Source organism: Pseudomonas agarici, assembly GCF_900109755.1.
GTDB lineage: Bacteria > Pseudomonadota > Gammaproteobacteria > Pseudomonadales > Pseudomonadaceae > Aquipseudomonas > Aquipseudomonas agarici.
In genome coordinates, this window is record NZ_FOAR01000031.1 from 1 (window position 1) to 26,962 (window position 26,962).

The window sequence follows — 26,962 nt, forward strand, 5'->3', positions numbered from 1 at the left end:
TCTAAATCTACTTAACTCACTGAATGAAAAGGAGTTTTTCGTTTCGACCGCGTCGGAAGTGGGGCGAATTATAGGCCCATGGAATTCGCCGTCAAGGGCTATTTTCAGGTTTATTCGGATTTCAGCGTAATGCGCGCAAATGCTTTCTTCCCGGCCTGACAAACATGGGTAGCACCCAGCTTGTATATAAAGGTGCGATCAACAACCTCGCCATCTATACGCACCCCCCCCGACCCTAGCAGATCACGAGCGACCGCCGAATTCTTCACCAGACCCGCTTTATTGAGGATCGCGGCGATTGGCATGTCTTCAGCCGCCATCAACTCAATCTCCGGCAGATCATCCGGCAGTTCGCCATCCTTCATCCGATTGCCGGCACCACGGTGAGCATTGGCGGCAGCTTCCTCGCCATGGAACCGCGCAACAATTTCTTCCGCCAGCTTGATCTTGATATCACGCGGATTCGCACCCGCCTCGACATCTTGGCGAAACCGGTTGATCTCATCCATCGACCGAAAGCTCAGCAGCTCGAAGTAGCGCCACATCAGCGCATCGGGAATGGACACCAGTTTGCCGTACATCACCCCCGGAGCCTCCTGGATACCGACGTAGTTACCCAGGGACTTGGACATCTTCTTCACGCCGTCCAGACCTTCGAGCAACGGCATAGTGAGAATGCATTGCGCCTCCTGCCCATAGGCACGTTGCAACTCACGCCCCATCAGCAGATTGAATTTCTGGTCGGTGCCACCCAGCTCGACATCGGCGCGCAACGCAACGGAGTCATATCCTTGCACCAACGGATAGAGGAACTCATGGATCGCGATTGGCTGGTTGGTGGTATAGCGCTTGTCGAAGTCGTCACGCTCGAGCATGCGCGCTACGGTGTACTGCGAAGTCAAGCGAATGAAGTCCGCCGGCCCCATCTGGTCCATCCAGGTGGAGTTGAACGCCACCTCAGTCTTGGCCGGGTCGAGAATCTTGAAGACCTGAGCCTTGTAGGTCTCGGCATTATCGAGCACTTGCTCTCGCGTCAACGGCGGACGCGTTGCACTCTTGCCGCTTGGATCACCAATCATTCCGGTGAAATCGCCAATCAGGAAGATGACCTGATGACCCAGCTCCTGGAACTGGCGCAGCTTGTTGATCAGCACCGTATGCCCCAAGTGCAGGTCCGGCGCCGTCGGATCGAAACCAGCCTTGATACGCAGCGGCTGGCCGCGCTTGAGCTTCTCGACCAGTTCCGACTCGACCAATATCTCTTCCGCACCACGCTTGATCAGCGCTAGCTGCTCTTCAACCGACTTCATAACCAACCTGCAAGGCTCAAATTCAAAGGGAACCAACCATACAAGATCGCCGCCCAAATACAAGTTTTGCCCGGCGCACGGCCAAGGTTCTGCTGGCCGGTACATGACAGACTTGCTTCAAAGATGTTTTGGTTATATTTTATACAGTTATTTCATCTTCATCATGTCATTCATCTTTTCCAATTCATCTTCTTCAAAGTCAAATTACCTATGACCACCAAGCCGTCTAAAGCACCGCCGCTTTATCCGAAGACCCACCTGCTAGCCGCCAGTGGTATCGCCGCCCTCCTCAGCCTGGCACTGCTGGTATTCCCTTCCAGCGATGTCGAAGCGAAAAAGACCACTCTGAGCCTTGAACTGGAAAGTCCTGCTGCTCAACTGGCACAAGACAATGACGCTGTAGAACTCGATCCGGCCACAAATGAAGGCAATCCATCGCCCTTCGCGCAGATCGCTAACGGTGCCGAAGACACTCAGGACACCGCCCAGACCGAGGCGGCGCCAGTCCCCGAAGAGAAAAAAGCCCCCGGCCACCGGGAGGTTATCGTGGCTCGCGGCGATACACTCTCCACGCTGTTCGAGAAGGTCGGCCTGCCGGCTGCTTCAGTACATGAGGTCTTGGCCAGCGATAAACAAGCCAAGCAGTTCTCCCAGCTCAAGCACGGCCAGAAACTCGAGTTCGAACTGAGCCCTGATGGCCAACTGAACAACCTGCACAGCAAAGTCAGCAACCTGGAAAGCATCACCCTGACCAAGGGCCCAAAAGGCTTTACTTTCAATCGCGTGGTCATCATGCCCACTGTACAGTCGGCTTATGTCCATGGCGTCATCAACAGCTCCCTGTCCCTTTCGGCCCAGCGCGCAGGCATGCCCCACAGCCTGACCCGGGAAATGGCCAATGTGTTCGGCTATGACATCGACTTCGCCCAGGACATCCGCCCAGGCGACGAATTCGAGGTGATCTACGAGCAGAAGGCGGTCAATGGCAAGACCGTCGGCACCGGCAATATCCTTTCCGCCCGCTTTACTAACCGCGGCAAGACCTACACCGCGGTGCGCTACACCAACAAACAAGGCGCCAGCAGCTACTACACGGCTGACGGTAACAGCATGCGCAAGGCCTTCATTCGTACACCGGTGGATTTCGCACGTATCAGCTCGCGCTTCTCCATGGGGCGCAAACACCCGATCCTGAACAAGATCCGCGCCCACAAAGGCGTCGACTATGCAGCCCCGCGCGGCACCCCTATTAAAGCAGCAGGCGATGGCAAGGTGCTATTGGCAGGTCGCCGCGGGGGCTACGGCAACACCGTGATCATCCAGCACGGCAACACTTACCGCACGCTCTACGGTCACATGCAGGGCTTCGCCAGGGGTATTCAAACCGGCAGCAACGTCAAGCAAGGCCAGGTGATCGGCTATATTGGCACCACCGGCCTTTCCACCGGTCCGCACTTGCACTATGAATTCCAGGTCAACGGCGTCCACGTCGATCCGCTGGGCCAGAAACTGCCCATGGCCGACCCGATTGCCAAGTCCGAGCGTGCGCGCTTCCTGGCCCAGAGCCAGCCGCTGATGGCGCGCATGGACCAGGAAAAGCCCATCAAGCTCGCTTCAACCAAGCGCTGACCCATGACGCTCTATATCGGCGTGATGTCCGGCACCAGCCTGGATGGGCTGGATATCGCGCTGGTCGAGCTGAGTACACGGATCAGGCTACTGGCAACTCACTACATCCCCATGCCCAGCGCCCTACGCACAGAGCTGCTCGGTCTGTGCGCCAGCGGGCCGGATGAAATTGCCAGGGCCGCGATCGCCGAACACAACTGGGCGACGCTCGCCGCTCAAGGCATCAATACCCTCCTCGCACAACAGCTATTAATGCCCGAGGCGATTCGCGCCATCGGCAGCCATGGCCAGACCATCCGCCACGAACCCTCTCGCGGTTTTACCGTGCAAATCGGCAATCCGGCGCTGCTGGCAGAGTTGACAGGCATCAGTGTCATCAGCGATTTCCGCCGTCGCGACGTCGCCGCCGGTGGTCAAGGCGCCCCGTTGGTCCCTGCCTTCCATGAAGCGCTGTTCGCGGAACGCTCTGGCAATAGCGCGGTGCTGAATATCGGCGGTTTCAGCAATCTGAGCCTGATCGAACAAGGCAAACCCGTCTCAGGCTTCGACTGCGGTCCCGGCAATGTGCTGCTAGATGCCTGGATCCATGACCAGCGCGGCGAGAGCTATGATCGCAACGGCCAATGGGCGGCCAGCGGCCAGGTCGAACCGACGCTGCTGCAAGCGCTGCTCAGCGACCCGTTCTTCCGGGCCACCGGGCCCAAGAGCACCGGGCGCGAAGTTTTCAACCTGAGCTGGCTGAAGCAACAACTGGGACGATTACCCAGCTTCAATGCCGAAAACGTTCAAGCCACGCTGCTCGAACTGACAGCACAGACTATCATCGGCTCGCTAACCAGTGCGCAGGCTGACACACAAGAGTTACTGGTATGCGGTGGCGGTGCCCATAACGCGACGCTGATGAGCCGATTGAGCCAACTGCTGCCAGGTGCCACGGTTGCCAGCACTACAAGCCGTGGTGTCGACCCCGACTGGGTGGAAGCCATGGCGTTCGCCTGGCTGGCCCATTGCTGCCTTGAGGGCATCCCGACCAACCGCCCCAGCGTCACCGGCGCACGCGGCTTGCGCGTACTGGGCGCGATCTATCCCGCCTGAGCCTCTTAGCCAAAAAGCCCACACAGCAAAACGCCGCGAAGATTCGCGGCGTCAAGGGTGAGGCTGGCTGATCAATCAGATCGAGAACGACGAGCCGCAACCACAGGTAGTGGTGGCATTCGGGTTCTTGATGACAAACCGAGAACCTTCCAGGCCTTCCTGGTAATCCACCTCCGCGCCTGCCAGATACTGGAAGCTCATTGGATCGACCACCAGGCTGACGCCTTCGCGCTCGACGATGGTATCGTCATCGGCGACATCTTCATCGAAGGTGAAGCCGTACTGAAACCCGGAACAACCGCCGCCCGTAACGAATACGCGCAGCTTCAAGCGATCATTACCCTCTTCATCGACCAGGCTCTTCACCTTGTGCGCGGCACCGTGGGTGAATTGCAAAGCCGTGGGGGTGAAGGATTCGACGCTCATGCTGACTATCTCCCGGCGTTACGCCGTCATAATGCGTGATGACGCGCATTATCCACTTCTCCTAGAAAAGCGGTCAACTATTGTTAGGCTATATCAATCAATCCACACGGCATCACAGTAGGCAAAAGCCCCACTTGCAGCCCTAACACCGCTCATCGCGGTGCGTCAGGCAGAACGCAGTACTGCGGCGTCACGACAAACCTGCTCACGACAACAGATACGCACAACCGCAAGCGCTTTAGATGAACAACGTTGCGCTCGCCGGGCTTTTTTCGGTAAGCGAGATCAAGGCCTTACGGTAGCATGCCGGCATGGGACAAGCCCAAGCGCTCATCCAGGCCAAACAGAATATTCAAGTTCTGTACCGCCTGGCCCGATGCGCCTTTGACCAGATTGTCGATTACCGACAACACCACCACCAGGTCACCATCCTGTGGACGATGCACCGCAATCCGGCACACGTTGGCGCCACGCACACTGCGGGTTTCCGGATGGCTGCCGGCTGGCATCACGTCGACGAACGGCTCGTCGGCATAGCGCTTTTCAAACAATGCCTGCAGGTCGACGGAACGATCCATCACGGTTGCGTAGAGCGTCGAATGAAGACCGCGAATCATCGGGGTAAGGTGAGGAATGAAGGTCAAGCCGACCTCCTGGCCCGCCGCGCGGCGCAGGCCCTGGCGGATTTCCGGCAGATGGCGATGGCCCTTGACGGCATAGGCCTTCAGGCTTTCCGAGGCTTCGGAGTACAACGAACCGACACTGGCACCGCGACCGGCACCACTGACACCGGACTTGCAGTCGGCGATCAGCCGCGAGGTATCCGCCAACCCAGCTTCGAGCAACGGCAGAAAACCCAGTTGAGTTGCAGTCGGATAGCAGCCCGGCACGGCAATCAGGCGCGCCTGCCAGATCTTCTCGCGATTCACTTCCGGCAGCCCATAGACGGCTTCGTCCAACAGCGCCGGCGCACCGTGCGGCTGGCCGTACCACCTGGCCCACTCGTCGGCATCCTGCAGGCGGAAGTCCGCGGACAGGTCGATCACCTTGGTGCCGGCAGCCAGCAACTCACCGGCCAGGGCATGGGCGACACCGTGAGGCGTGGCGAAGAACACCACGTCACAGGCCCCGAGGGTCTTGATATCCGGCACGCTGAATGCCAGGCCATCGTAATGACCGCGCAGGTTCGGATACATGTCGGCCACGGCCAGACCAGCCTCGGATCGAGAAGTGATGACCACCACCTCTGCTTGCGGATGCTGTGCCAACAGACGCAGCAATTCGACACCGGTGTAACCCGTGCCGCCGACGATACCGACCTTGACCATGACCTGCCCCTCAACGAAACCACTGGAAAGCCCACGATAATAGGGGCCGCGCGCGCCTGCGACAACCATCAAGATGACGTGCGGACGCTCAAGCCTCTACTATTGAGCCTACCGTGAACCTGGGAATAACCAAAAATGCTCTATTTATGGCTCAAAGCTTTTCATATCGTCAGTGTCGTCTGCTGGTTTGCCGGCCTGTTCTACCTGCCACGCCTGTTCGTCTACCATGCCCAGAGCGAGGATGTCGTCAGCAAGGAGCGCTTCAGCGTCATGGAGCGCAAGCTGTACCGAGGGATCATGGGGCCGGCGATGATCGCCACGCTGATCTTCGGCGGCGGGTTGATCGCCCTTAACCCAGGCATCTTCAGCCAGGGCGGCTGGATACACGCCAAGCTGACGCTGGTGGTCGTGCTGATCGGTTACCACCATATGTGCGGCGCCCAGGTGAAACGTTTCGCCCGTGGCGAGAACACTCGCAGCCATGTCTTTTATCGTTGGTTCAATGAAGTGCCGGTTCTGCTATTGCTGGCTATTGTCGTTCTGGTTGTGGTCAAGCCGTTCTAAATCCTACCAGCGTTCACTTTCGGAGTGCCGCCAATGTCGCTGCCAGCCTTGCTCGAACAACGTCTGCGTCTGCCGGTCGTGGCCGCGCCCATGTTCCTGATTTCCAACCCGCGGCTGGTGATAGCCTGCTGTCGCAACGGCGTGGTAGGTAGCTTTCCGGCCCTCAATCAGCGGGAAAGTAGCGGCCTCAAGGCCTGGCTGGAGGAAATCCAAACCGGGTTGGCGCAGCTGGACAACCCGGCGCCCTACGCCGTCAACTTGATCGTACATAACAGCAACCCACGCCTGCAGGCGGATCTGCAAATTTGCATCGAGCACAAGGTGCCAATCGTCATCACCAGCTTGGGCGCGGTCAAGGAACTGGTCGATGCGGTCCATCATTATGGCGGCCTGGTCTTTCACGATGTGACGACCCGGCGCCATGCCGAAAAAGCCGCCGAAGCCGGCGTCGACGGCTTGATCGCGGTGGCCGCCGGTGCCGGCGGTCATGCCGGAACCTGGAGTCCGTTTGCGCTGATCGCCGAAATCCGCCAGTTCTTCGACAAAACCTTGCTGCTGGCCGGCTGCCTGAACCACGGTCATGAGATTCTCGCGGCACAATTGCTGGGGGCCGACTTGGCCTATTGCGGCACGCGCTTTATCGGCACTACCGAAAGCCATGCCCCCGACGCCTATAAGGACATGCTACTGACGTCCAGGGCCGCCGACATCATCCATACTCCCGTCGTCTCAGGCGTACCGGCCAGCTTTATGCGCCAGAGCCTGGAAAACGCCGGCTTTGACCTCGCCGCGCTGCGAGGCCAAGGCGAGGTCAATTTCGGCTCGAAGCTCAAGCCTCTCGACGACGAAGCTAAAGCCTGGAAGACGGTCTGGTCAGCAGGTCAGGGCGTCGGCTCGATCAATGACTTGCCAGGCATCGACCAACTGATCGCTCGGCTCGAAGACGAATACCGCAAGGCCCAAGCTCTCGCCGCCCAACTGCCACGCTGCTGGCCGCGTTAATCAAAACCAAGGGGCCTGCAAACAGCGACGAAGCGGTTCAAGTCGCCACGGCCACTGTAAACTATGGGAAAGAGCAGCGCTGACCTTGTAACCGTCCGTTCCAAGGTGCCGCGCTGTTGCCATGGAGAATTGCATGACCCGTTACGCTCTGATCACTGGCGCTTCCAGCGGTATCGGCCTGGCCCTGGCCGAAGCCCTGGCGCGCCGCGGTCGCCACCTGATCCTGGTGGCCCGTCAACGCGATCGGCTGGAAAGCATTGCCATCGAGTTGACCCAGCGCTTCGGCGTCGAGGTGCTGTTTCGCGCCTGCGACTTGAGCGAGCCGCTACGCCTGTCCGGATTCCTGCTGGAGCTGGAGGAAGGCGAGCACCTGATCGACCTGCTGGTCAATTGTGCCGGCATCGGCACTTGCGGCCCGTTCCTGGCCCAGGACTGGAGCACCGAGCAAGACCTGATCGAAGTGAATATCCTCGCCCTCACTCGCCTTTGCCACTCCTTGGGCAACCTGATGGCGATACAAGGCGGTGGGCAGATCCTGAACGTGGCCTCTATCGCCGCGTTTCACCCCGCGCCCTGGATGAGCAGCTATTACGCCAGCAAAGCCTATGTATTGCACTTCAGCGAAGGGTTGCGCGAGGAGCTGAAAAAAACCGGGATCCAGGTCTCGGTACTCTGCCCAGGCCTGACCCGTACCGCCTTTTTTGATAACGCCCACCTGCAGGTCGCCAAGCTCCAAAACAGCAAACTCATGATGAGTCCCGAAGAGGTGGCGCTCTACACTGTCCGCGCCCTGGAAAAAAACCGTGCACTGATCATCCCCGGTTGGCGCAACCGCTGGCTGTCTCGAGCCCCACGCCTGGGTAGTCGCTGGATGGTGCGCAAACTCGCCGGCTGGATCAACCGCGCCTACTGCCCGCGCTAATACTTGCGCCCTCGATACTTGAGTTCCCGATACTTGAACTTAAGGAACGCTGCAGACAGACTCAGGCCCGCCCCCCTACCTAAGGAGAAACATCTGTGGATACTCTGTTCACCAAGATCATCAACAGAGAAATACCCGCGAAGATCATTTACGAGGACGACCAGGTGCTGGCCTTCCACGACATTGCCCCACAGGCCCCGGTGCATTTTTTGGTGATTCCGAAGAAGCCAGTGCGCACCCTCAATGACCTGACCGAGGATGACAAGGCCCTGGCCGGGCATATCCTGTTCACCGCCCAGCGCCTGGCCCTGGAACTGGGTTGCGAAAAAGGCTTTCGTGTGGTGATGAACTGCAACGAACAGGGTGGACAGACGGTCTATCACATTCATATGCATGTGCTGGGTCAGCGCCAGATGAACTGGCCGCCGGGCTGATCACCTGCCGAGGCTGGCTCATCGGGACGTCGTAACGCATCAACAGCCATCGGCTCGATGGCCCAGCCTGAACCTTCCCTCACGATTGCGGTAAACTGCGGGACGAGATTCCTCTGGAGGTCAGCATGACTACCCAACGTCACTACTCGCCGATTGATCGTCTGCTACTGCAAGCCGATACCGCCATGCGCACCTTGCTGCCCTTCAGCGGCCAACCGTATCGCCCGTCGCCGGCCATCGTCCGGCCCGAAGCACAGATGAGCGAGAACGACACCCGTCACGTCGCCGGACTGATGCGCATCAACCACACCGGCGAAGTCTGTGCCCAGGCGCTGTATCAAGGCCAGGCGCTGACCGCCAAGCTGCCTCATATACGTGAGGCGATGGAGCAGGCTGCCGAGGAAGAAATCGATCACCTGGCCTGGTGCGAGCAACGCATCCGCCAGTTGGGCAGCCGTCCCAGCGTATTGAATCCCTTGTTCTACGGACTGTCTTTCGGTATCGGCGCGGCCGCTGGTTTGATCAGCGACAAGGTCAGCCTTGGGTTCGTTGCGGCGACCGAGGATCAGGTCTGCAAACACCTGAACGAGCATCTCGAACAACTCCCCGCAGAAGATGAAAAATCCAGGGCGATTCTCGAACAGATGCGTATCGATGAAGAACATCACGCTGAATCCGCGCTCGACGCTGGCGGCTTTCGTTTCCCGACACCGGTGAAGTTCGGTATGAGTCTGCTGGCCAAGGTCATGACCAAAAGCACCTACCGCATCTGAAGCAGTCGGGCGCGAAGCGCAAAAAAGCGCCAAACAGGCGCAATTTCGACTCAACCGAGCTCGATAATCTCGTAGTCATGACTGATAGCGACGCCAGCGGCCCCGAGCATGATCGAGGCCGAACAGTATTTCTCGGCGGACAGTTCGATCGCTCGTTTGACCTGGGCGTCCTTCAAGCCACGCCCCTTGACCACGAAGTGCAGATGGATCTTGGTGAACACCTTCGGATCTTCGGTCGCCCGCTCCGCTTCGAGAAAGGCTTCGCAGCTTTCGACGGCCTGGCGCGACTTCTTCAGAATGCTGACCACATCGAAATTGCTGCAACCGCCCATACCCAGCAGGACCATCTCCATGGGGCGCACGCCCAGGTTGCGACCACCGCTTTCCGGCGGGCCGTCCATCACCACCACATGCCCGCTACCCGACTCTCCGAGAAACATGGCTTCGCCAGCCCATTGGATGCGTGCCTTCATTGCAAGACTCCACCGTTAAAAAAGGGTTGCCAGCTTAGCACAGCGCTTGCTACAGCCAGGTGGCGACTGGCTGATCGGCTAGGTAAATTCCGCAATCTTCGCACAATGTGTCTGTTAAGCTGGCGCCAAATCGATGGCGTTATGCCATCCTTCGCACTACAACAAAAAAACTAACCACACTGCGCAGTCTTTTCGGGAAATAACCATGGTTGCTCTGGCTTCCACCCCCAAGATCAAAAACCTCGACAAACTGCTGATGCATTGTCAGCGCCGACGCTACCCGGCCAAGAGCAATATCATTTGCGCCGGTGATCGCTCGCAAACCCTGTTTTTTATTGTAAAGGGTTCGGTCACCATCCTGATCGAGGACGATGACCGGCGAGAAATGATTATCGCCTATCTCAACGCCGGCGACTTCTTCGGTGAACTGGGATTGTTCGAGCAGGCTGGCCACGAACAGGAGCGCAGCGCCTGGGTGCGCGCCAAGATCGAATGTGAAGTGGCGGAGATCAGCTACAGCAAATTCCGCGAGCTGGCCCAACAGGATCCGGACATTCTTTACGCCCTCAGCGGCCAGATCGCCCAGCGCCTGCGCAATACCACCCGCAAAGTCGGTGACCTGGCGTTCTTCGACGTCACCGGACGTGTCGCTCGCTGCCTGCTGGAGCTGTGCAAGCAGCCGGACGCCATGACTCACCCGGACGGTATGCAGATCAAGATTACCCGCCAGGAAATCGGGCGTATCGTCGGCTGTTCGCGGGAAATGGTCGGTCGTGTGCTCAAGGGGCTGGAGGAACAGAATCTGGTACACGTCAAAGGCAAGACCATGGTGGTGTTCGGCACCCGCTAGACAGACTGTATATCCTCCAGCATCTGCTGGTATCGCCCGGCCAGATGCTCAAGGAATAGGGGGGCTGGATACACTTCATGCAGGGCGATATGGCTGGAAGCACGCACGCGCGACGCCAACCCGCACGCCTGATTGAAACGATTGACCGCCGCGATCATCGAATCGCGCTCATCGTCAATCAGCATCGCGCCATGTATCAGCCCTACCGGACGGGTTCCGCCCCTGCTTTGCCGCCAGCGCTGGGCGGTGCCGACCAGTTTGCGACCATTGAGATTGACGTTATAGCGACCATCGCAAAACGCGCCATCAATTTCCCCCAGGGAAGCCGTTCCGCCCAACTCGTCCAGCCCATCGCAGATCGGCCGGCACAAACGCAAATAGCCGGTTTCAATCCGGTTCTGATCGCCCTCACTGCGCGGCGGCGCATAGACCAGGGCGATATTGACCGTCGAGGCAGATTGCGGCACCGGTTCGCCACCGGTCTCGCGCAACAACACCGGCCAGCCGCTGGCAGCCAGAACGTCACCAGCAGGCGCGAAGCCCGGCAGGCGGCTCAGGCGTCGTGGCACAACCAGCGCACGGTCGGTAGGCCGCCAGAACAGCAGGCCCCCTTCCTGCTCGCCGGCACAGACCGCCGCCAGCAAGTCCTGCTCGGCGCGCAAGCCGGCTTCGATGCTAAGGGCAACGGGCAATGTCATCGCAAATTTCCTTGGGTCGCCCCTCTAAAGAGGCCGGCAATGCCAGCTTCCTCCACCCGCTCGACTCAATCCAGGGCGCAGCAACTGACCAGCGGTGCCCCGCGCTCCGGAAAGAACAGCCGTTGCAATTCGTCTCCCGGGCTTTCGGCACGCATGAACGCTTCACCCACCAGGAACGAGTACACCTCGCTGATTTCCATCAGCTCGACATCGGCCCGATTGAGGATACCGCTTTCGGTGATCACCAGGCGGTCGCGTGGCACCATCGGCAACAGGTCGAGGGTGGTTTCGAGACTGACCTCGAAGGTGTGCAGGTTACGGTTGTTGATGCCGATCAGCGGTGTATCGAGATGCTTCAGCGCCCGTTCCAACTCGGCGGCGTCATGGGACTCCACCAACACGTCAAGGCCGACACTCTTGGCGACCGCGGCCAACTCGACCATTCGCACATCGTCCAGCGCAGCAACGATCAACAGGATGCAGTCGGCGCCCATCGCCCGGGCTTCGACGATCTGGTACGGGTCGACCATGAAATCCTTGCGGATCACTGGTAACTTGCAGGCAGCGCGAGCCTGCTGCAGATACAGGTCCGAACCCTGGAAATAATCCACGTCGGTCAGTACCGAAAGACAGGTCGCCCCACCCTTCTCGTAGCTCATGGCGATATCAGCCGGGATGAAGTTCTCGCGAATGACGCCCTTGCTCGGCGAGGCCTTCTTGATTTCGGCAATCACCGCCGGATGCTTGAGCCTGGCCTGCTCAATCAGCGCCTTGGCGAAGCCACGCGGGGCGTCAGCGGCTCGGGCCAGGTTCTCCAGCTCGGCCAGACCCACCCGAGCGCGACGTTCAGCCACTTCCTCGGCCTTGCGCCGCAGTATCTTTTCCAGAACGGTTGGTATACTCATGCTTCATTCTCCTGCTTGAACACGGCGGTGAACGCGCCCAACTCTTCGAGCTTCTCACGGGCCAGGCCGGTGTGAAGCGCGTCGTGAGCCAGGGCAACGCCCTCTTTCAGGCTGCTGGCATGATCGGCGGCATATAGCGCGGCACCGGCATTAAGCATGATCATTTCCGCGGCTTTCTGACCATTCTCGGTTTTGCGGCGACCCAACGCATCATGGATCAACGCCAGGGAGGCCGCCGGGCTGTCAACCACCAGGCCGAACAGGCTCTGGCTTTTTATACCCAAGTCTTCGGGCTGAACCCAATATTCTGTTATTGCGTCGTTTTTCAACTCGGCCACATAAGTTGGCGCCGCAAGGCTGAATTCGTCCAGACCGTCCTGGGAGTGCACCACCAGCACATGCTTGCTGCCCATACGTTGCAAGACTTCCGCCAACGGTCGGCAGAGTGCCTGGTTGAAAACGCCGATCACCTGATGTTTCACGCCGGCCGGATTCGTAAGCGGGCCGAGCATGTTGAACAAGGTGCGCAGGCCGAGATCACGGCGCGGGCCAGCCGCGTGCTTCATGGCACTGTGATGAGTCTGGGCGAACATGAAGCCGATGCCAACATTATCGATGCAACGTGCTACCTGGACAGGCGTCAGGTTCAGATAGATGCCGGCCGCTTCGAGCAAATCGGCGCTGCCGCTCTTACCCGATACAGCGCGGTTGCCGTGCTTGGCGACGGTACAACCCGCCGCCGCGACCACGAAGGCCGAGGCAGTGGACACATTGAAGATATTCGCACCGTCGCCGCCGGTGCCGACCACATCGACCACGCCATCGAGGCTCTTGAGCTCGACCTTGTCCGCCAGCTCGCGCATGACCGATACCGCACCGACAATCTCGTCGATACTTTCGCTCTTCATGCGCATGGCCATCATGAATGCGCCTATCTGCGCCTCGGTGCATTGCCCGGTCATGATTTCACGCATGACATCGCGCATTTCTTCGGTGCTCAGGTCCAGATGACCGACGATACGGCTCAGGGCAGTCTTGATATCCATGAAAAGTCCTTAGCGCACGCCGCCGGTCTGCTTGAGAAAGTTGGCGAACATCTGGTGGCCCTGCTCGGAGAGAATCGATTCGGGGTGGAATTGCACCCCTTCAATGTTCAGTGTCTTGTGGCGCAGGCCCATGATTTCGTCGACCGAACCGTCTGCCAGTTGCGTCCAGGCGGTCAGCTCCAGGCAGTCAGGCAGGGTTTCGCGCTTGACCACCAGGGAATGATAGCGGGTGACCGTCAGTGGCAGCTTGAGACCTTCGAACACACCCTTGCCCTCATGGAACAACGGGCTGGTCTTGCCGTGCATGACCTGGCGGGCACGCACCACGTCGCCACCAAAAGCCTGGCCGATGGATTGATGCCCCAGGCAGACACCGAGAATCGGCAGTTTGCCGGCAAAATGCATGATTGTTTCCAGGGAAATGCCGGCCTCGGTCGGCGTGCAAGGGCCTGGCGAAACCACGATACGCTCGGGCTTGAGGGCTTCGATTTCGGCCACGGTCAGTTCGTCGTTACGCACGACCTTGACATCCGCGCCCAACTCACCGAGGTATTGCACGACGTTGTAGGTAAACGAATCGTAGTTATCGATCATCAGCAACATGACAAAAAGCTCCTCAGGCGTCAGACGCAGGGGGTTGTTCAGCAAGGGCTACCGCACGGAACATCGCACGACGCTTGTTCAGCGTTTCTTCCCATTCCAGCGCCGGTACCGAGTCGGCGACGATGCCGCCACCGGCCTGCACATGCAATTCGCCGTTCTTGATCACCGCGGTACGAATGGCGATGGCAGTGTCCATGTTGCCGTTCCAGGCGTAGTAACCGACCGCGCCGCCATATATGCCGCGCTTGACCGGTTCGAGTTCGTCGATGATCTCCATGGCGCGGATCTTCGGCGCACCGGACAAGGTGCCGGCCGGCAAGATGGCCCGCAGTGCGTCCATGGACGTCAGCCCGGTCTTCAACTGACCGGTGACGTTGGACACGATATGCATGACGTTGGAATAGCGCTCGATCACCATCTTCTCGGTGAGTTTCACCGAGCCGATCTCGGAGACCCGACCGGTATCGTTGCGCCCCAGGTCGATCAACATCAGGTGCTCGGCGATTTCCTTGGCATCGGACAGCAGGTCTTCTTCCATGGCCCGATCAGCTTCTTCGTTGGCGCCTCGCGGGCGGGTACCAGCCACTGGCCGCACGGTGATCAGGCCGTCTTCGACCCGCACCAGTACTTCCGGCGAACTACCGACGACATGGAAATCACCGAAATTGAAGAAGTACATGTACGGCGTCGGGTTGAAGCAGCGCAACGCCCGGTAAAGGTCGATGGGCGCGGCCTTGAAGTCGATGGACATGCGCTGGGACGGCACCACCTGCATGCAGTCGCCGGCCAGGATGTATTCCTTGATGGTATCGACTGCGCGCTCATAGTCGTCCTGGGTGAAACTCGAACGGAATACCGGGTCGGCGGCGGGCGGCCGATCCAATTCCAATCCACGACGTGGCGTGATTGGCTGGCGCAACTGTTCCAGCAGCTCGCGCAAACGCGTCTGGCCTTGTTCGTAGGCATCGTCCTGGGAGGGATCGGCCAGGACGATGGCGTGCATCTTGCCGGCGAGGTTGTCGAATACCACCACGGCGTCGGAAACCATCAGCAGGATATCCGGCACACCCAGCGGATCTGGATTCGGGCATTTGCCGAGGCGTTTTTCCACATAGCGCACACAGTCATAACCGAAGTAGCCCACCAGGCCGCCGTTGAAGCGCGGTAGACCGGCGATGGTCGGTACGTTGTAGCGGGCCTTGAACTCTTCGACGAAGGCCAGGCAATCTTCGGCCTCGCGACTTTCGATCTCGACGCCGTCGTGGGTCACGCTGATCCGCTGGTCATGCACCCGCAGTACTGTGCGGCACGGCAGGCCGATAATCGAGTAACGGCCCCATTTCTCTCCGCCCTGCACCGATTCCAGCAGGTAGGAGTTGGGCTGGTCGGCCAGCTTCAGATAGATCGACAGCGGAGTATCGAAGTCGGCCAGGGTTTCGCAGGCAAGCGGGATGCGGTTATAGCCGGCAGCGGCCAAACGCAGGAATTCTTCGCGGGTCATGATAGGCCTCGTGGCTTGAGGTTCAAACAGTCAGGTATGCAAACGCGCCGCACAGGCGGCCAGGATCATATCAGGCGCGCCAACGCCAACGGGCCAGGGCCTTGATGACTTTCATCCAGAGTTTGCGAGTGACCACCACGATGGCGTTTCCAGAAGGGGGTTGAAGACAGTCCATCGACATTAGCTCAGCGCCAGCTTCCAGGCAACCGGGAATCAGTGCGCGCAGGTCGTCGATGACCAACGCCGGCTGCTCCTCGGCGATTGGCCGGCCATGGTTGTAGCCATAGCTGAGGGCCACACAGATGACACCGGCAGCCTTGGCAGCCTGCACATCATTGCATGAATCGCCGACGAATAGGCACTGCGACGGCGCAATACCGGCCATTTTCATCACATGAAACAGCGCGGCGGGATCGGGCTTGCGCTGCGGCAGGGTATCGCCGCCGATAATCCAGCGGAAAAACCGCCCCAGCTTCATTTCATCGAGCAACGGGGCGACAAAGCGTTCGGGCTTGTTAGTGATCAAGGCCATTTCCACGCCCTGCTTGTGCATCCACTTCAAGGCTTCACGCACACCGGGGTAGACCGTAGTCAGGTGATGACCGTCGCCGTAGGCTGCCATGAAGATTTCCAGTGCCTGTTCGGCGTCGCTGTCGGCCACCGCCGCATGATCGAGGCCGCCGGCCAACGCCCGACGCACCAACACCAGGGCGCCGTTGCCGACCCATTCGCGTACGGCCGCAAGGCCCGCGGCGGGCCGTCCCAGGGTGAGCAGCATTTTGTCCACTGCTGTCGCCATATCTGGCACCGAATCGATCAACGTACCATCCAGATCGAACATCACCAGCTTGGGTAGACAGCCCGCAAAGAGCTGCTCGAAGCCGCTCATGGATGAGCCATCGCCAACTCGGCGCGCATTTTCTGGATGACTTCCCGATAGTCAGGGGCGTTGAAGATCGCCGAGCCGGCGACAAAGGTATCGGCCCCGGCGGCTGCGATTTCGCGGATGTTGTTCACGTTCACGCCACCGTCGATTTCCAGGCGGATATCGCGTCCCGAAGCATCGATCAGTGCCCGTGCTTCCCGCAGTTTGTCGAGGGTGCCAGGGATAAACTTCTGTCCGCCGAAGCCTGGGTTGACGCTCATCAGCAGGACCATGTCGACCTTGTCCATCACGTACTTGAGCACGTCGAGCGGCGTCGCGGGGTTGAACACCAGGCCGGCCTTGCAACCGCCCTCACGGATCATCTGCAGGGAGCGGTCGACGTGCAGCGTGGCTTCCGGGTGGAACGTGATGTAGGTCGCACCGGCCTCGATGAAGTCGCCGATGATGCGATCCACCGGACTGACCATCAGATGCGCATCGATCGGCGCGCTAATGCCGTACTTGCGCAACGCCGCACAGACCATCGGGCCGATGGTCAGGTTGGGGACGTAATGGTTGTCCATGACATCGAAGTGAACGATGTCAGCGCCAGCGGCGAGAACGCGGTCCACTTCCAGGCCCAGGCGGGCGAAGTCGGCGGAGAGAATCGACGGAGCAATTGCGAAGGGCTGCATGACGCACCTTTTTAAGCAGAATCACGATGGCGCGCATTGTATACCTCCTGCTTCGCCACGCGCACCGTGACCGCGATGGAACGTTGTCAATGGCAATGCGTAGCCGCCGACGGTCATCGAGCCGGCGCCGGTGCGCGCTGAACAACGGCAGGCGCGGCCTGGTGGAAAGCGATCAAGGTAAAACACAAACAGCCGATAACCCACAGGCAGCAAAAAACGCGTGATACGACTCATCCACACTGACAAATACTGACCAACCCATTAGGCTGCCAGGATTGTTTCTGGCCTGGAAAATCCGATGCACTCTGTCTACCGCTGGGCACTCCCCGCGCTGTGCCTGTCGTTGATATTACCGTTTGCCGCGCCGGTACTGGCGGCCGATCCGGCACCGGCGCAACTTGCCGTCGAAAAACCGCTTGAACGCCCGCCCTTGCCCGAGCGCAGCCAGGAAGACGCGAGCGCGCTGGAACGCCAACTACCAGCGCAGGAGCAACAACCCCTACAAGCCGCGGGCGACAACTTCCTCGCCTTGTGGAAGCCGGCCAACGCACCGTCCCCCATTGGTGTAGTGATCATCATCCCTGGCACCGGCGAAACCGCCGACTGGCCTCAGGTAATCGGACCGTTGCGGCGCAAGCTGCCGGACGCCCGCTGGAGCAGCCTGAGCCTGACACTCCCTGACCTGCAAAGCGACGCCAGCCTGCCACGGGTAGTCGCGGCGCCGCAGCCCACAGAGCTTGCCTCCACCAACAGCAAGGACGGCAGCACCACCGCCCACCCCATCGAACAGGCAGCCAGCGCCGGTGCCGATAGCCCCGAGCAACCAGCGGTGGAAAATACCGAAGACCCGCTCAAAGCCGATGCCGAACGGATCTTTGCCCGACTCGACGCCGCCATTGCCTATGCGCAGTTGCAGAATGCTCGCCGTATCGTTCTGTTGGGACATGGAACAGGCGCCTATTGGACCACCCGCTACCTGATCGAGAAAGCCTCACCGGCGGTGCAAAAATCGGTACTGGTGGCAGCGCAAACGCCAGTCAGCGCCAAGCCGGATCTAGGGCAACTGATACCCGGACTGAAGCTGGCGAGCGCCGACTTCTTCTATCAAGATAACCCGCAGGATCGCAAAAGCGCCTTGCAACGCCTGCAGGCCAGCAAGCGCCAGCAGACCTCCAGCTACACTCAAGTGTCGCTGAAGGCACTGCCAGGCGATCCAGGGCAGGAACAATTATTTCGCCGTATTCGCGGATACCTGAATCCTCAGGATGACAGCCAGTAGTTCTCTGGCGGTTCCTGTGGCAGCCCCCTAGCGAAAATTCCGGCGCTCGCGGATCAGTGCATACGCCTGGTGCAGTTCACGGGTTTTCTCGGTGGCATCCTGCACTTGGGCGGGTGTCGCACCACCGCCAGCCACTTTGTCTGGATGATGGCGACTGAGCAAACGCCGATACGCCCGCTTGATCTGTGCCGGTTCGCTGGTGGGTGCTACCCCCAGGACCCGCAGGGCATCCTGATAGCTGCCGACACCGACCCTCAGTGGCCTGCGAGCAGGCTCGTAGTCGCTGGCCAGGGCCTGGATCTGTGGCGATGTCCAACCCAGCCATTTGCCCCACAGCAGAATCAGTTCACGCTCCTCCCGCCCGGCCCGGCCATCGGCCCAGACCATTCGCCAACAGGCGCGCAACACACCTTCCGCCGCATGGGGCTGAGCTTTGACGTGTCGCAGGTAACCACGCAGCCGGTCATGTCCCGACTTGCCGCGATTGAACGAGGCAATCGCTCGGCGCCGCGCTGCCTCGCCCATGTCCAACTGGCGCATTTCCTGGCGTGCCTGCTGGATATGGCCCTCCACCACTCGCCCATCGCTCTTGGCAAGACGCCCGAGCAAGACAAACAATAACTCGTCATTGCGCAGCGCCGGCTTTCCGCCCAGGCGCTCGCGCAGATGCGCCAGGCTATGCAACTGCAGGCGCCGATCCAGCGCCTGCCCGAGTAGTGCGCCCAGCATTGCCCCCGGAATGCTGGCAATGGCAAAGCCCGCTCCGGCTCCAATCAGCGTCCCTGGCCACAGCATATCAGTCTCTCTCTTCCAGCAATTGCTCGACTTGAGCCAGACGTTCGAGGGTGCCGACATCCACCCAATGCCCCTGCAGATGCTCTCCACTAACCCGACCCTGGGCCATGGCCCGGCGCAAAAGTGGCGCCAATTTGAACATTCCCGCAACGCACCCGATAAACAACCTGGGGTCCAACACCGAGATACCGCTGTAGGTCAGCTTGGTCGCACCCGGCTCACCGTCAAACACCTGACCGTCATTCAACACAAAGTCTCCGCCCGCCGGATGATGCGGCGGATTGTCGACCATCACCAGGTGTGCCAGTCCGGCCAGCGGACGACGAAGCGTCGAAAAGTCATAGTCGGTCCAGATATCGCCGTTGAGCACCATGAAGGGTTGCTCTCCCAACAACGGCAGAGCCCGGAAGATGCCACCACCGGTTTCCAGTGGTTCACCTTCCGGCGAATAGACGATACTCAGGCCGTAGCGCGAACCATCGCCGAGGTAGTCTTCGATCTGCTGCCCCAGCCAGGCGTGATTGATGACAACCTCCTCGAAGCCCGCCGCCGCCAGAGCCCGCAGGTGGTAATCGATCAACGGGACGCCTTTGGCCCGCACCAGCGGCTTGGGCGTGTGCAAGGTCAACGGGCGCATGCGCTCGCCTTTGCCGGCAGCGAGGATCATCGCCTTCATACAACGGCCTCGGCGGGCAGGCGCAAGCTGGTCAGCAACTCGCCTAGCTCGGCGAGCTCCGGGCGGCGGGCCAATACCGCTTCGATATAGGCGAAGAAGCGCGGCACATCGGCCAGATAGCGCGGCTTGCCATCGCGATGACAGATACGGGCGAAGATCCCGATCACTTTCAAATGACGCTGCACGCCCATCAAGTCACTGGCCCGGCGAAAATCCTCGAAGTCCGGCTGGACCGCAATACCCAACTGCCCGGCGCGCTGCCAGTAGTCATGTAACCAGTCCACGACCCGCGCCTCCGGCCAACTGAGGAAGGCGTCTTTGAACAGGCAGGTGATGTCATAGGTCACCGGGCCATAAACCGCATCCTGGAAATCCAGCACGCCCGGATTAGCCTCGCTCAACATCAGGTTGCGGGGCATGTAGTCGCGGTGCACCAGCACTTTCGGCTGCGCCAGTGCGCTGTCGATCAACAGGGCGCTGACCCGTTGCCAACGCTCGAGTTGCATCGGGCTGAAGCCAATGCCCAGCTCACGTCCCACGTACCATTCGGGAAAGAGTTCCAACTCGCGACGCAGCAGCGCGACATCGTAGCTCGGCAACCCGGCGTCCATCGGCAGTTGTTGAAGAGCCAGCAAGGCGTCGATTGCAGCAGAGAACAAAGCATCGGCGTTTTCGGCGTCCATCACGTCCAGATAAGTCTGGTTGCCCAGGTCGCTGAGCAAAAGAAATCCGTTTTGCAGATCCTGCGCATGAATTTTTGGCACGTTGATACCGGATCTCGCCAGCAAATGGGCGATATCCACGAAGGCTTTGCAGTTTTCCTGGGGAGGGGCGGCGTCCATCACGATCAGGCTGCGACCCTCGCCTTGCCAACGAAAATACCGGCGGAAACTCGCGTCGCTGCTGGCCGCAGTCAATGTGGCGGTGGGCACGCTGCCCCAGCCTTCGGCCAGGAACAGCGTCGCCAACTGCTTATCCAGCCAAACTTTCAGGTGTTGCAAGCGTAGATCTTGGTCGGGCATTACAAGGGTCTCCGACGGCGCTAGCCGTCACGCGGGTCATGCTTTATTATCCAGCATCTTTTTCAAACCATCGATAGGCGTGCGGCCCTTTACCGCGGGCAGATGGCACGCAGGAAGCCCGGACTAATAAGATGGCATTGAAATCCCCCGCGTTTCGTAGAAAGTTTCCGTTGCTGGTCACCGGCGGTTTGCTGGCCCTGCAACCTTTAGCCACTTCGTTTGTAGTCGCCGCTGAACAGTACGACTGTTCCGCCTCCGCCTCCGCCTCCGGCGCCTGGAGCTGCGCGCCCAAGGCGACTACCGTCCAGTTGCCACCGCGCCCCATGCATGAAGCAGGCTCGGTCGGCGGCAGCACCGAGGCCACGGCTCAAAGCGGTTCCGGCGGCGACTCCGCGCCAGCCACCAAACTGGTCACCGAAGCCGAGGGCCGCGGCCTGAAATCGCGCAGTGCCGACTACAGTCACCTCGATTGGGTTCCACGCGAGAAGCTGACACCTGCGCAGCTAGCCGAAACCGGTCCTTATTGCTCGGGTTCTTATATCGAACCGATTCGTCCCGGCATGAATGACAAGACGAGCAAAAGTGACTCGCCGACCTTTATCGGCGCCAAGGTTTCCCGTTACGAGCAGGACCAGCAGCTCGCCAGCCTGGCCGGCGACGTGGTCATGCGCCAGGGCAGCATGCAGGTCGAGGCCGATGAAGCGAGCCTGTACCAGGCGGAGAACCGTGGCGAACTGAATGGCAACGTGCGTGTGCGCGACAACGGTGCGCTGCTGGTCGGCGATCACGCCGACGTGCAGTTGGACACCGGCGAAGCCAAGGTCGACAACGCCGAATACGTGCTGCACAAATCACGTATCCGTGGCAGCGCGCTCTATGCCAAACGTGCCGAAAACGCGATCATCCGCCTCAAGGACGGTACGTACACCACCTGCGAACCGAACAGCAACGCCTGGCAGCTCAAGGGCAACAACATCACCTTGAACCCGGCCACCGGTTTCGGCACCGCGACCAACGTGACACTGCGGGTCAAGGACATTCCGATCCTGTATACGCCGTACATCTACTTCCCGATCGACGATCGTCGCCAATCCGGCTTCCTGCCGCCGAGCTTCAGTTCGGGCGGCGATACCGGCTTTACGCTGGTCACGCCATACTATTTCAACCTGGCGCCGAACTACGATGCCACGTTGTACCCACGCTACATGACCAAGCGCGGCTTGTTGATGGAGGGCGAATTCCGCTACCTGACCAAGTCCAGCGAAGGCCAGTTCGGTGGCGCGTACCTGAACGACGAGAATAACGATCGTTCCAAGCAGACCGACTCCAAAAAAACCCGCTACATGCTCAACTGGCAGCACAAGGGCGGCCTGGATTCGCGTGTACTGACCGAGGTGGACTACACCAAGATCAGCGACCCTTACTACTTCCAGGACCTGCAGAGCGATCAGATAGGGGTCGAGAGCTCCAACTCCTACGTCAACCAGCAGGGTGCCGTCAGCTACCGTGGCGACGACTACACCGCACGCCTCAACGTACAGGCCTACCAGCTTTCCAGCGTATCGAACATCACGCCTTACAACCGGCTGCCGCAACTCACTCTCAACGGTGAACTGCCTTATCACCCCGAAGGCCTGAACTTTACCTACGAGACTGAAGCGGTCCGTTTCGAGCGCAGCCTGGAAACCGGCAACTTCTTCGACAAAGATGGGGGGCCGTTCGATGGGAGCGGCAACTCCGCAGGTACGCCTCGCCTGGACACCAACGTCGTGGGCCTCGCGCGCGCCAACGGCAATCGTCTGAACCTCAAGCCGGGTGTCAGCCTGCCGCTCAACTGGACCTATGGCTACATAACGCCATCGCTTAAGTACCAGTACACTCAATATGACCTGGACCTGGGATCCAAGGGCAAGGATCAACTGGCCAGCAACTTTGGCAACGCTTCGGCTCTTGGCGAAACCTTCAACAGTTCGCAAAACCGCGGCGTACCGATCGCCAGCATCGACAGCGGCCTGTACTTCGACCGCAGCACCAGCCTGTTTGGCACCCACTATCGCCAAACCCTGGAACCACGCCTGTTCTATCTCTATGTGCCCGAGAAAGACCAGAAAGACATTCCCGTATTTGACTCTGGCGAATACAGCTTCAACTACGCCTCGTTGTTCCGCGACAACCGCTTCTCCGGCTCGGACCGGGTAGGCGACGAGAACAAATTGTCTCTGGGTGTTACCAGCCGCTGGATCGAAGACAATGGCTTCGAGCGCCAGCGCATCAGCATCGGCCAGGCACTGTACTTCAGAGACCGTAACGTTCAGTTGCCCGGTGTCGATTACCGCACCCGCGCAGACGCCCAGGCCAATGTCTCCCCCTATGCCCTGGAGTACGGCTACCGCTTCAACCACGACTGGCGCGCCACAGCCGACTACAACTGGGACCCGGACAGCCACAGTCCGCGTTCGGGCAGCGCGATGTTCCACTACCAGCCTGAAGACAATCCAAACAAAGTCTTCAACGCCGGTTATCGCTATCGCAACGACCAGGTGATCTACAACCAGAACACCGGTCAATGGCAGTTCGGCGGCGACTACGGCACTCCGGGCACTCCTGGCTTCGTGAAGGATTACTACAAGATCCAGCAGCACGACTTCTCGGTGATCTGGCCAATCGTGCCGCAGTGGAACGTCATTAGCCGCTGGCAGTACGACTACAACCGCAACCGTACTTTGGAAGCCTTCGGCGGGTTCGAGTACGACAACTGCTGCTGGAAACTGCGCCTGATTAACCGTTACTGGGTCAAGTATGACGAATTCAGTCAAGACGCCCCGCAAAACGAAAAAGGCGACCGTGGCATCTTCCTCCAAATTGTTCTGAAGGGACTCGGTGGCGTTGTTGGCACCAAAGTAGAGAGCTTCCTCGACAAAGGCATCCAAGGTTATCGTGAACGTGAAGATCAAGCTTTCTGATTGTCTGCGCCCGCTGATGCTGGGCGCGCTGGTCCTGAGTGCGGCGGTTCACGCCGCCGTGCAACCCCTCGACAACGTCGTGGCGATCGTCGACAACGACGTGATCATGCAGAGCCAACTGGACCAGCGCGTCCATGATGTCCAGCAGAGCATCGCCAAGCGCGGCGGCGGCGTACCACCGACCAATGTACTGGACCAGCAGGTCCTCGAACGCCTGATCGTCGAAAACCTGCAGTTGCAGATCGGCGAACGCTCCGGCATTCGCATTTCCGACGAGGAACTGAACCAGGCCATCGGCACCATTGCCCAGCGCAATAACATGTCGGTGGATCAATTCAAGGCCGCGCTGGCCCACGATGGCCTCTCCTATGAGGACGCACGGGATCAGGTTCGCCGCGAAATGATCATCAGCCGCGTGCGCCAGCGCCGGGTTGCCGAACGAATCCAGGTTTCCGAGCAGGAAGTGAAAAACTTCCTCGCCTCCGACCTGGGCAAAATGCAGCTCTCCGAAGAGCTGCACCTAGCCAATATCCTCATTCCCACACCGGACAGCGCCAGCTCGCAGGTTATCCAAGCCGCAGCGGCCCAGGCCCAAGACATCTACCGGCAACTCAAGCAGGGGGCCGACTTTGCCCAGTTGGCGATTGCCAGGTCCGGCAGCGACAACGCCCTCGAGGGCGGCGACATGGGCTGGCGCAAGCCGGCACAATTGCCACCCCCGTTCGACCACTTGCTGAGCAGCATGCCAATCGGCGATATCACCGAGCCAGCCCGCACCGCCGGCGGCTTCATCATCCTGAAGGTGCTGGAGAAGCGCGGCGGCGAGACTCAGATGCGCGACGAAGTGCATGTTCGCCACATCCTGATCAAGCCGAATGCCATTCGCGGCGAAGCCGAGACCCAGGTCCTGGCCGAAAAACTCTACGAGCGCATCCAGAATGGCGAAGACTTCGCCACTTTGGCCAAGAGCTTCTCGGAGGATCCGGGCTCTGCCCTCAACGGCGGCGACCTGAATTGGATCGATCCGAAGGTGCTGGTTCCGGAATTCCAGGAAGTGATGGCAAAGACGCCACAAGGCGTGCTGTCTAAACCGTTCAAGACCCAATACGGCTGGCATGTGCTGGAAGTCCTTGGCCGTCGCGCCACCGACGGCACCCTACAGGCACGCGAACAACAAGCCATGACCGTACTGCGTAACCGCAAGTACGACGAAGAGCTGCAAACCTGGCTGCGTCAGATCCGCGACGAAGCCTACGTTGAAATCAAGCTCCCTGGCGCGGACCAGGCAGACCAGGCAACCCAGTGAAACCCAAGCGTTTTGCGTTGACACCCGGCGAGCCGGCGGGCATAGGTCCAGACCTTTGCCTGCTGCTGGCCTCGCAACCCCAGCCTCATCCCTTGATTGCCATTACCAGTCGTGAGCTGCTCGCCGAGCGGGCCGCACAACTGGGCGTGGTCGTTGACCTACTGTCGGTCGGGCCGCACAACTGGCCCAACCAACCAGCACCGGCGGGCAGCCTGTATGTATGGGATACGCCACTGGCGACCCAGGTCGTCGCCGGGAAGCTGGACAAGGCCAATGCGGCCTTTGTGCTAGAGACCCTGACCCGCGCCGGCCAAGGCTGCTTGGACGGCGATTTCGCCGGCATGATCACCGCCCCGGTTCACAAGGGCGTGATCAACGATTCGGGAATCGCGTTTTCCGGGCACACGGAATTCCTCGCCGACCTGACCCACACCCACCAGGTGGTCATGATGCTGGCCACCCACGGATTGCGGGTGGCACTGGTCACCACTCACCTGCCCTTGCGTCAGGTAGCGGACGCGATCACCCCGCAGCGCCTGGAACGCGTCACACGCATCCTGCATACCGATCTCAAGGAAAAATTCGGCATTGCCCAACCGCGCATCCTGGTTTGCGGGCTCAACCCCCATGCCGGCGAAGGCGGCCATCTGGGCCACGAAGAGATCGACATCATCGAACCCACCCTGGAGCGTCTGCGCAGCGAAGGCATGGACTTGCGTGGCCCGCTGCCTGCCGACACTCTGTTTACCCCCAAATATCTGGAGCACTACGACGCAGTGCTGGCGATGTACCATGATCAGGGCCTGCCCGTGCTGAAATACCAAGGTTTCGGCGCGGCAGTCAATGTGACCCTGGGCTTGCCGATCATCCGCACCTCGGTCGACCATGGCACCGCCCTGGATCTGGCCGGCGGCGGCGAAATCGATACCGGCAGCCTGCAGGTTGCCCTGGAAACCGCCTACCAGATGGCCGAGACCCGTTTATGAGCGAGCATTACCAACACCGGGCGCGCAAGCGTTTCGGGCAGAACTTCCTGCATGACGCCGGCGTGATCGACCGCATCCTACGCGCCATTCATGCCAGGCCCGAAGACCGCATGCTAGAGATTGGTCCAGGCCAGGGTGCCTTGACCGAAGGTCTGTTGGGCAGCGGTGCCCAACTGGATGTGGTCGAGCTGGACAAAGACCTGATCCCGATCCTGAACCAGCAGTTCGCCACCAAGACGAACTTCAACCTGCATCAGGGCGACGCGCTGAAATTCGACTTCACCAGCCTGAACGCCGCACCGAACAGCTTGCGGGTGGTTGGCAACCTACCGTACAACATCTCCACGCCGCTGATTTTCCACCTGCTGCACAACGCCGGCCTGATCCGCGACATGCACTTCATGCTGCAAAAGGAAGTCGTCGAGCGCTTGGCCGCAGGCCCTGGTGGCGGCGACTGGGGGCGCCTGTCGATCATGGTCCAGTATCATTGCCGCGTGGAGCACCTGTTCAATGTCGGTCCCGGTGCGTTCAATCCACCACCGAAAGTCGACTCCGCGATTGTCCGCCTGGTGCCTCACGCCGTGCTGCCGCACCCGGCCAAGGACCATCGCCTGCTGGAACGAATCGTTCGCGAAGCGTTCAATCAGCGCCGCAAGACCTTGCGCAACACGCTCAAAGCCCTGCTCAGCAACGCCGAGATCGAAGCTGCCGGTGTCGATGGCAGCCTACGCCCGGAACAATTGGACCTCGCAGCTTTCGTAAGCCTGGCTGACAAACTCAGCGAACAGTCTGGTAGCGCAACCGTCGCCGGCTGAC

The 26,962-nt window shown here is 60.0% G+C and carries 27 protein-coding genes; 13 read left to right on the forward strand and 14 right to left on the reverse strand.

The features are described 5' to 3' along the window. Positions 1-110 precede the first annotated feature (110 nt). A complete protein-coding gene (gene tyrS / locus BMX68_RS21945; protein WP_017129857.1) occupies positions 111-1,310 on the reverse strand; it encodes a tyrosine--tRNA ligase in 1,200 nt (399 codons plus the stop codon). 210 nt (positions 1,311-1,520) lie between these two features. Between tyrS and BMX68_RS21950 the strand changes: the two genes are divergently transcribed. Next, a complete protein-coding gene (locus BMX68_RS21950) occupies positions 1,521-2,939 on the forward strand; it encodes a peptidoglycan DD-metalloendopeptidase family protein (protein WP_017129856.1) in 1,419 nt (472 codons plus the stop codon). A 3-nt stretch (positions 2,940-2,942) separates the two neighbouring features. After that, on the forward strand, positions 2,943-4,034 hold the full coding sequence (locus tag BMX68_RS21955; RefSeq protein ID WP_017129855.1) for an anhydro-N-acetylmuramic acid kinase: 1,092 nt from the start codon (positions 2,943-2,945) through the stop codon (positions 4,032-4,034). Between the two features lie 75 nt (positions 4,035-4,109). Here the strand turns inward: BMX68_RS21955 and erpA are convergent, their stop codons facing one another. Continuing rightward, positions 4,110-4,460, reverse strand: a complete 351-nt coding sequence (gene erpA, locus BMX68_RS21960; protein ID WP_003176443.1) for an iron-sulfur cluster insertion protein ErpA — start codon at positions 4,458-4,460, stop codon at positions 4,110-4,112. Between the two features lie 293 nt (positions 4,461-4,753). After that, positions 4,754-5,788 carry an N-acetyl-gamma-glutamyl-phosphate reductase gene (argC, locus tag BMX68_RS21965; RefSeq protein ID WP_017129854.1) on the reverse strand — a complete coding sequence of 345 codons (1,035 nt, stop codon included), beginning with the start codon at positions 5,786-5,788 and terminating at the stop codon, positions 4,754-4,756. A gap of 135 nt (positions 5,789-5,923) precedes the next feature. Between argC and hemJ the strand changes: the two genes are divergently transcribed. From hemJ to coq7, 5 genes are all read left to right on the forward strand, one after another. Then, on the forward strand, positions 5,924-6,352 hold the full coding sequence (gene hemJ, locus BMX68_RS21970; RefSeq protein ID WP_017129853.1) for a protoporphyrinogen oxidase HemJ: 429 nt from the start codon (positions 5,924-5,926) through the stop codon (positions 6,350-6,352). Between the two features lie 33 nt (positions 6,353-6,385). Beyond that, a complete protein-coding gene (locus BMX68_RS21975) occupies positions 6,386-7,354 on the forward strand; it encodes an NAD(P)H-dependent flavin oxidoreductase (RefSeq protein ID WP_017129852.1) in 969 nt (322 codons plus the stop codon). A 133-nt stretch (positions 7,355-7,487) separates the two neighbouring features. Beyond that, the gene (locus tag BMX68_RS21980; protein ID WP_017129851.1) at positions 7,488-8,276 is read left to right on the forward strand and encodes an SDR family NAD(P)-dependent oxidoreductase; all 789 of its coding nucleotides are present in this window, start codon (positions 7,488-7,490) and stop codon (positions 8,274-8,276) included. A 95-nt stretch (positions 8,277-8,371) separates the two neighbouring features. Beyond that, positions 8,372-8,710 (forward strand): histidine triad nucleotide-binding protein, encoded by a 339-nt coding sequence (locus BMX68_RS21985; RefSeq protein WP_017129850.1) that lies wholly within the window; start codon positions 8,372-8,374, stop codon positions 8,708-8,710. 125 nt (positions 8,711-8,835) lie between these two features. Next, entirely contained in the window at positions 8,836-9,483 is a 648-nt protein-coding gene (gene coq7, locus BMX68_RS21990) for a 2-polyprenyl-3-methyl-6-methoxy-1,4-benzoquinone monooxygenase (protein ID WP_017129849.1), read from the forward strand. 50 nt (positions 9,484-9,533) lie between these two features. Here coq7 and BMX68_RS21995 read toward each other — a convergent pair whose 3' ends face one another. Then, a complete protein-coding gene (locus BMX68_RS21995; protein WP_017129848.1) occupies positions 9,534-9,956 on the reverse strand; it encodes an OsmC family protein in 423 nt (140 codons plus the stop codon). Positions 9,957-10,161: 205 nt separating this feature from the next. On the opposite strand from BMX68_RS21995, the gene crp reads away from it, so the two are divergent. After that, positions 10,162-10,806 carry a cAMP-activated global transcriptional regulator CRP gene (crp, locus tag BMX68_RS22000; RefSeq protein WP_017129847.1) on the forward strand — a complete coding sequence of 215 codons (645 nt, stop codon included), beginning with the start codon at positions 10,162-10,164 and terminating at the stop codon, positions 10,804-10,806. Here the strand turns inward: crp and BMX68_RS22005 are convergent. The 7 genes from BMX68_RS22005 to rpe all read right to left on the reverse strand — a co-directional run bounded on the left by BMX68_RS22005 (position 10,803) and on the right by rpe (position 17,119). Continuing rightward, on the reverse strand, positions 10,803-11,504 hold the full coding sequence (locus BMX68_RS22005; RefSeq protein ID WP_017129846.1) for a lipoate--protein ligase family protein: 702 nt from the start codon (positions 11,502-11,504) through the stop codon (positions 10,803-10,805). The two genes, crp and BMX68_RS22005, sit on opposite strands and share 4 nt — an antisense overlap. A 65-nt stretch (positions 11,505-11,569) precedes the next feature. Continuing rightward, the gene (gene trpC / locus BMX68_RS22010) at positions 11,570-12,409 is read right to left on the reverse strand and encodes an indole-3-glycerol phosphate synthase TrpC (RefSeq protein ID WP_017129845.1); all 840 of its coding nucleotides are present in this window, start codon (positions 12,407-12,409) and stop codon (positions 11,570-11,572) included. Continuing rightward, complete coding sequence (trpD, locus tag BMX68_RS22015; RefSeq protein WP_017129844.1) at positions 12,406-13,455, reverse strand: anthranilate phosphoribosyltransferase; 1,050 nt, start codon at positions 13,453-13,455, stop codon at positions 12,406-12,408. Before trpD ends, trpC begins: the two co-directional genes overlap by 4 nt. Positions 13,456-13,464: 9 nt before the next feature. Further along, positions 13,465-14,058, reverse strand: a complete 594-nt coding sequence (locus BMX68_RS22020; RefSeq protein ID WP_017129843.1) for an aminodeoxychorismate/anthranilate synthase component II — start codon at positions 14,056-14,058, stop codon at positions 13,465-13,467. Positions 14,059-14,071: 13 nt separating this feature from the next. Then, the gene (gene trpE, locus BMX68_RS22025; RefSeq protein WP_017129842.1) at positions 14,072-15,559 is read right to left on the reverse strand and encodes an anthranilate synthase component I; all 1,488 of its coding nucleotides are present in this window, start codon (positions 15,557-15,559) and stop codon (positions 14,072-14,074) included. Between the two features lie 70 nt (positions 15,560-15,629). Beyond that, on the reverse strand, positions 15,630-16,448 hold the full coding sequence (locus tag BMX68_RS22030) for a phosphoglycolate phosphatase (protein ID WP_060781932.1): 819 nt from the start codon (positions 16,446-16,448) through the stop codon (positions 15,630-15,632). After that, a complete protein-coding gene (gene rpe / locus BMX68_RS22035; RefSeq protein ID WP_017129841.1) occupies positions 16,445-17,119 on the reverse strand; it encodes a ribulose-phosphate 3-epimerase in 675 nt (224 codons plus the stop codon). The genes BMX68_RS22030 and rpe overlap by 4 nt, the downstream gene beginning before the upstream one ends. A 298-nt stretch (positions 17,120-17,417) precedes the next feature. Between rpe and BMX68_RS22040 the strand changes: the two genes are divergently transcribed. Beyond that, positions 17,418-18,398, forward strand: coding sequence for an alpha/beta hydrolase family protein (locus tag BMX68_RS22040; RefSeq protein WP_060781930.1), 981 nt, complete (start codon positions 17,418-17,420; stop codon positions 18,396-18,398). A 27-nt stretch (positions 18,399-18,425) separates the two neighbouring features. On the opposite strand, the gene BMX68_RS22045 is transcribed toward BMX68_RS22040, so the two are convergent. Genes BMX68_RS22045 through BMX68_RS22055 form a run of 3 tightly spaced genes read right to left on the reverse strand, consistent with a single transcriptional unit; the run spans position 18,426 to position 20,891 of the window. After that, entirely contained in the window at positions 18,426-19,193 is a 768-nt protein-coding gene (locus BMX68_RS22045) for a DnaJ domain-containing protein (protein ID WP_017129839.1), read from the reverse strand. 1 nt (position 19,194) lies between these two features. Next, the gene (murU, locus tag BMX68_RS22050) at positions 19,195-19,869 is read right to left on the reverse strand and encodes an N-acetylmuramate alpha-1-phosphate uridylyltransferase MurU (RefSeq protein ID WP_017129838.1); all 675 of its coding nucleotides are present in this window, start codon (positions 19,867-19,869) and stop codon (positions 19,195-19,197) included. Then, complete coding sequence (locus tag BMX68_RS22055) at positions 19,866-20,891, reverse strand: aminoglycoside phosphotransferase family protein (protein ID WP_017129837.1); 1,026 nt, start codon at positions 20,889-20,891, stop codon at positions 19,866-19,868. Before BMX68_RS22055 ends, murU begins: the two co-directional genes overlap by 4 nt. 131 nt (positions 20,892-21,022) lie before the next feature. Here BMX68_RS22055 and BMX68_RS22060 point away from each other — a divergent pair, with 131 nt between their 5' ends. Genes BMX68_RS22060 through rsmA form a run of 4 tightly spaced genes read left to right on the forward strand, consistent with a single transcriptional unit; the run spans position 21,023 to position 26,961 of the window. Then, positions 21,023-23,854 (forward strand): LPS-assembly protein LptD, encoded by a 2,832-nt coding sequence (locus BMX68_RS22060; RefSeq protein ID WP_017129836.1) that lies wholly within the window; start codon positions 21,023-21,025, stop codon positions 23,852-23,854. Further along, positions 23,835-25,160 carry a peptidylprolyl isomerase gene (locus BMX68_RS22065; protein WP_017129835.1) on the forward strand — a complete coding sequence of 442 codons (1,326 nt, stop codon included), beginning with the start codon at positions 23,835-23,837 and terminating at the stop codon, positions 25,158-25,160. Before BMX68_RS22060 ends, BMX68_RS22065 begins: the two co-directional genes overlap by 20 nt. Further along, positions 25,157-26,146: a 4-hydroxythreonine-4-phosphate dehydrogenase PdxA gene (gene pdxA / locus BMX68_RS22070; RefSeq protein ID WP_017129834.1), complete on the forward strand. Its 990-nt coding sequence runs from the start codon at positions 25,157-25,159 to the stop codon at positions 26,144-26,146. Before BMX68_RS22065 ends, pdxA begins: the two co-directional genes overlap by 4 nt. Next, complete coding sequence (gene rsmA, locus BMX68_RS22075; RefSeq protein ID WP_017129833.1) at positions 26,143-26,961, forward strand: 16S rRNA (adenine(1518)-N(6)/adenine(1519)-N(6))-dimethyltransferase RsmA; 819 nt, start codon at positions 26,143-26,145, stop codon at positions 26,959-26,961. Before pdxA ends, rsmA begins: the two co-directional genes overlap by 4 nt. Position 26,962 lies beyond the last annotated feature (1 nt).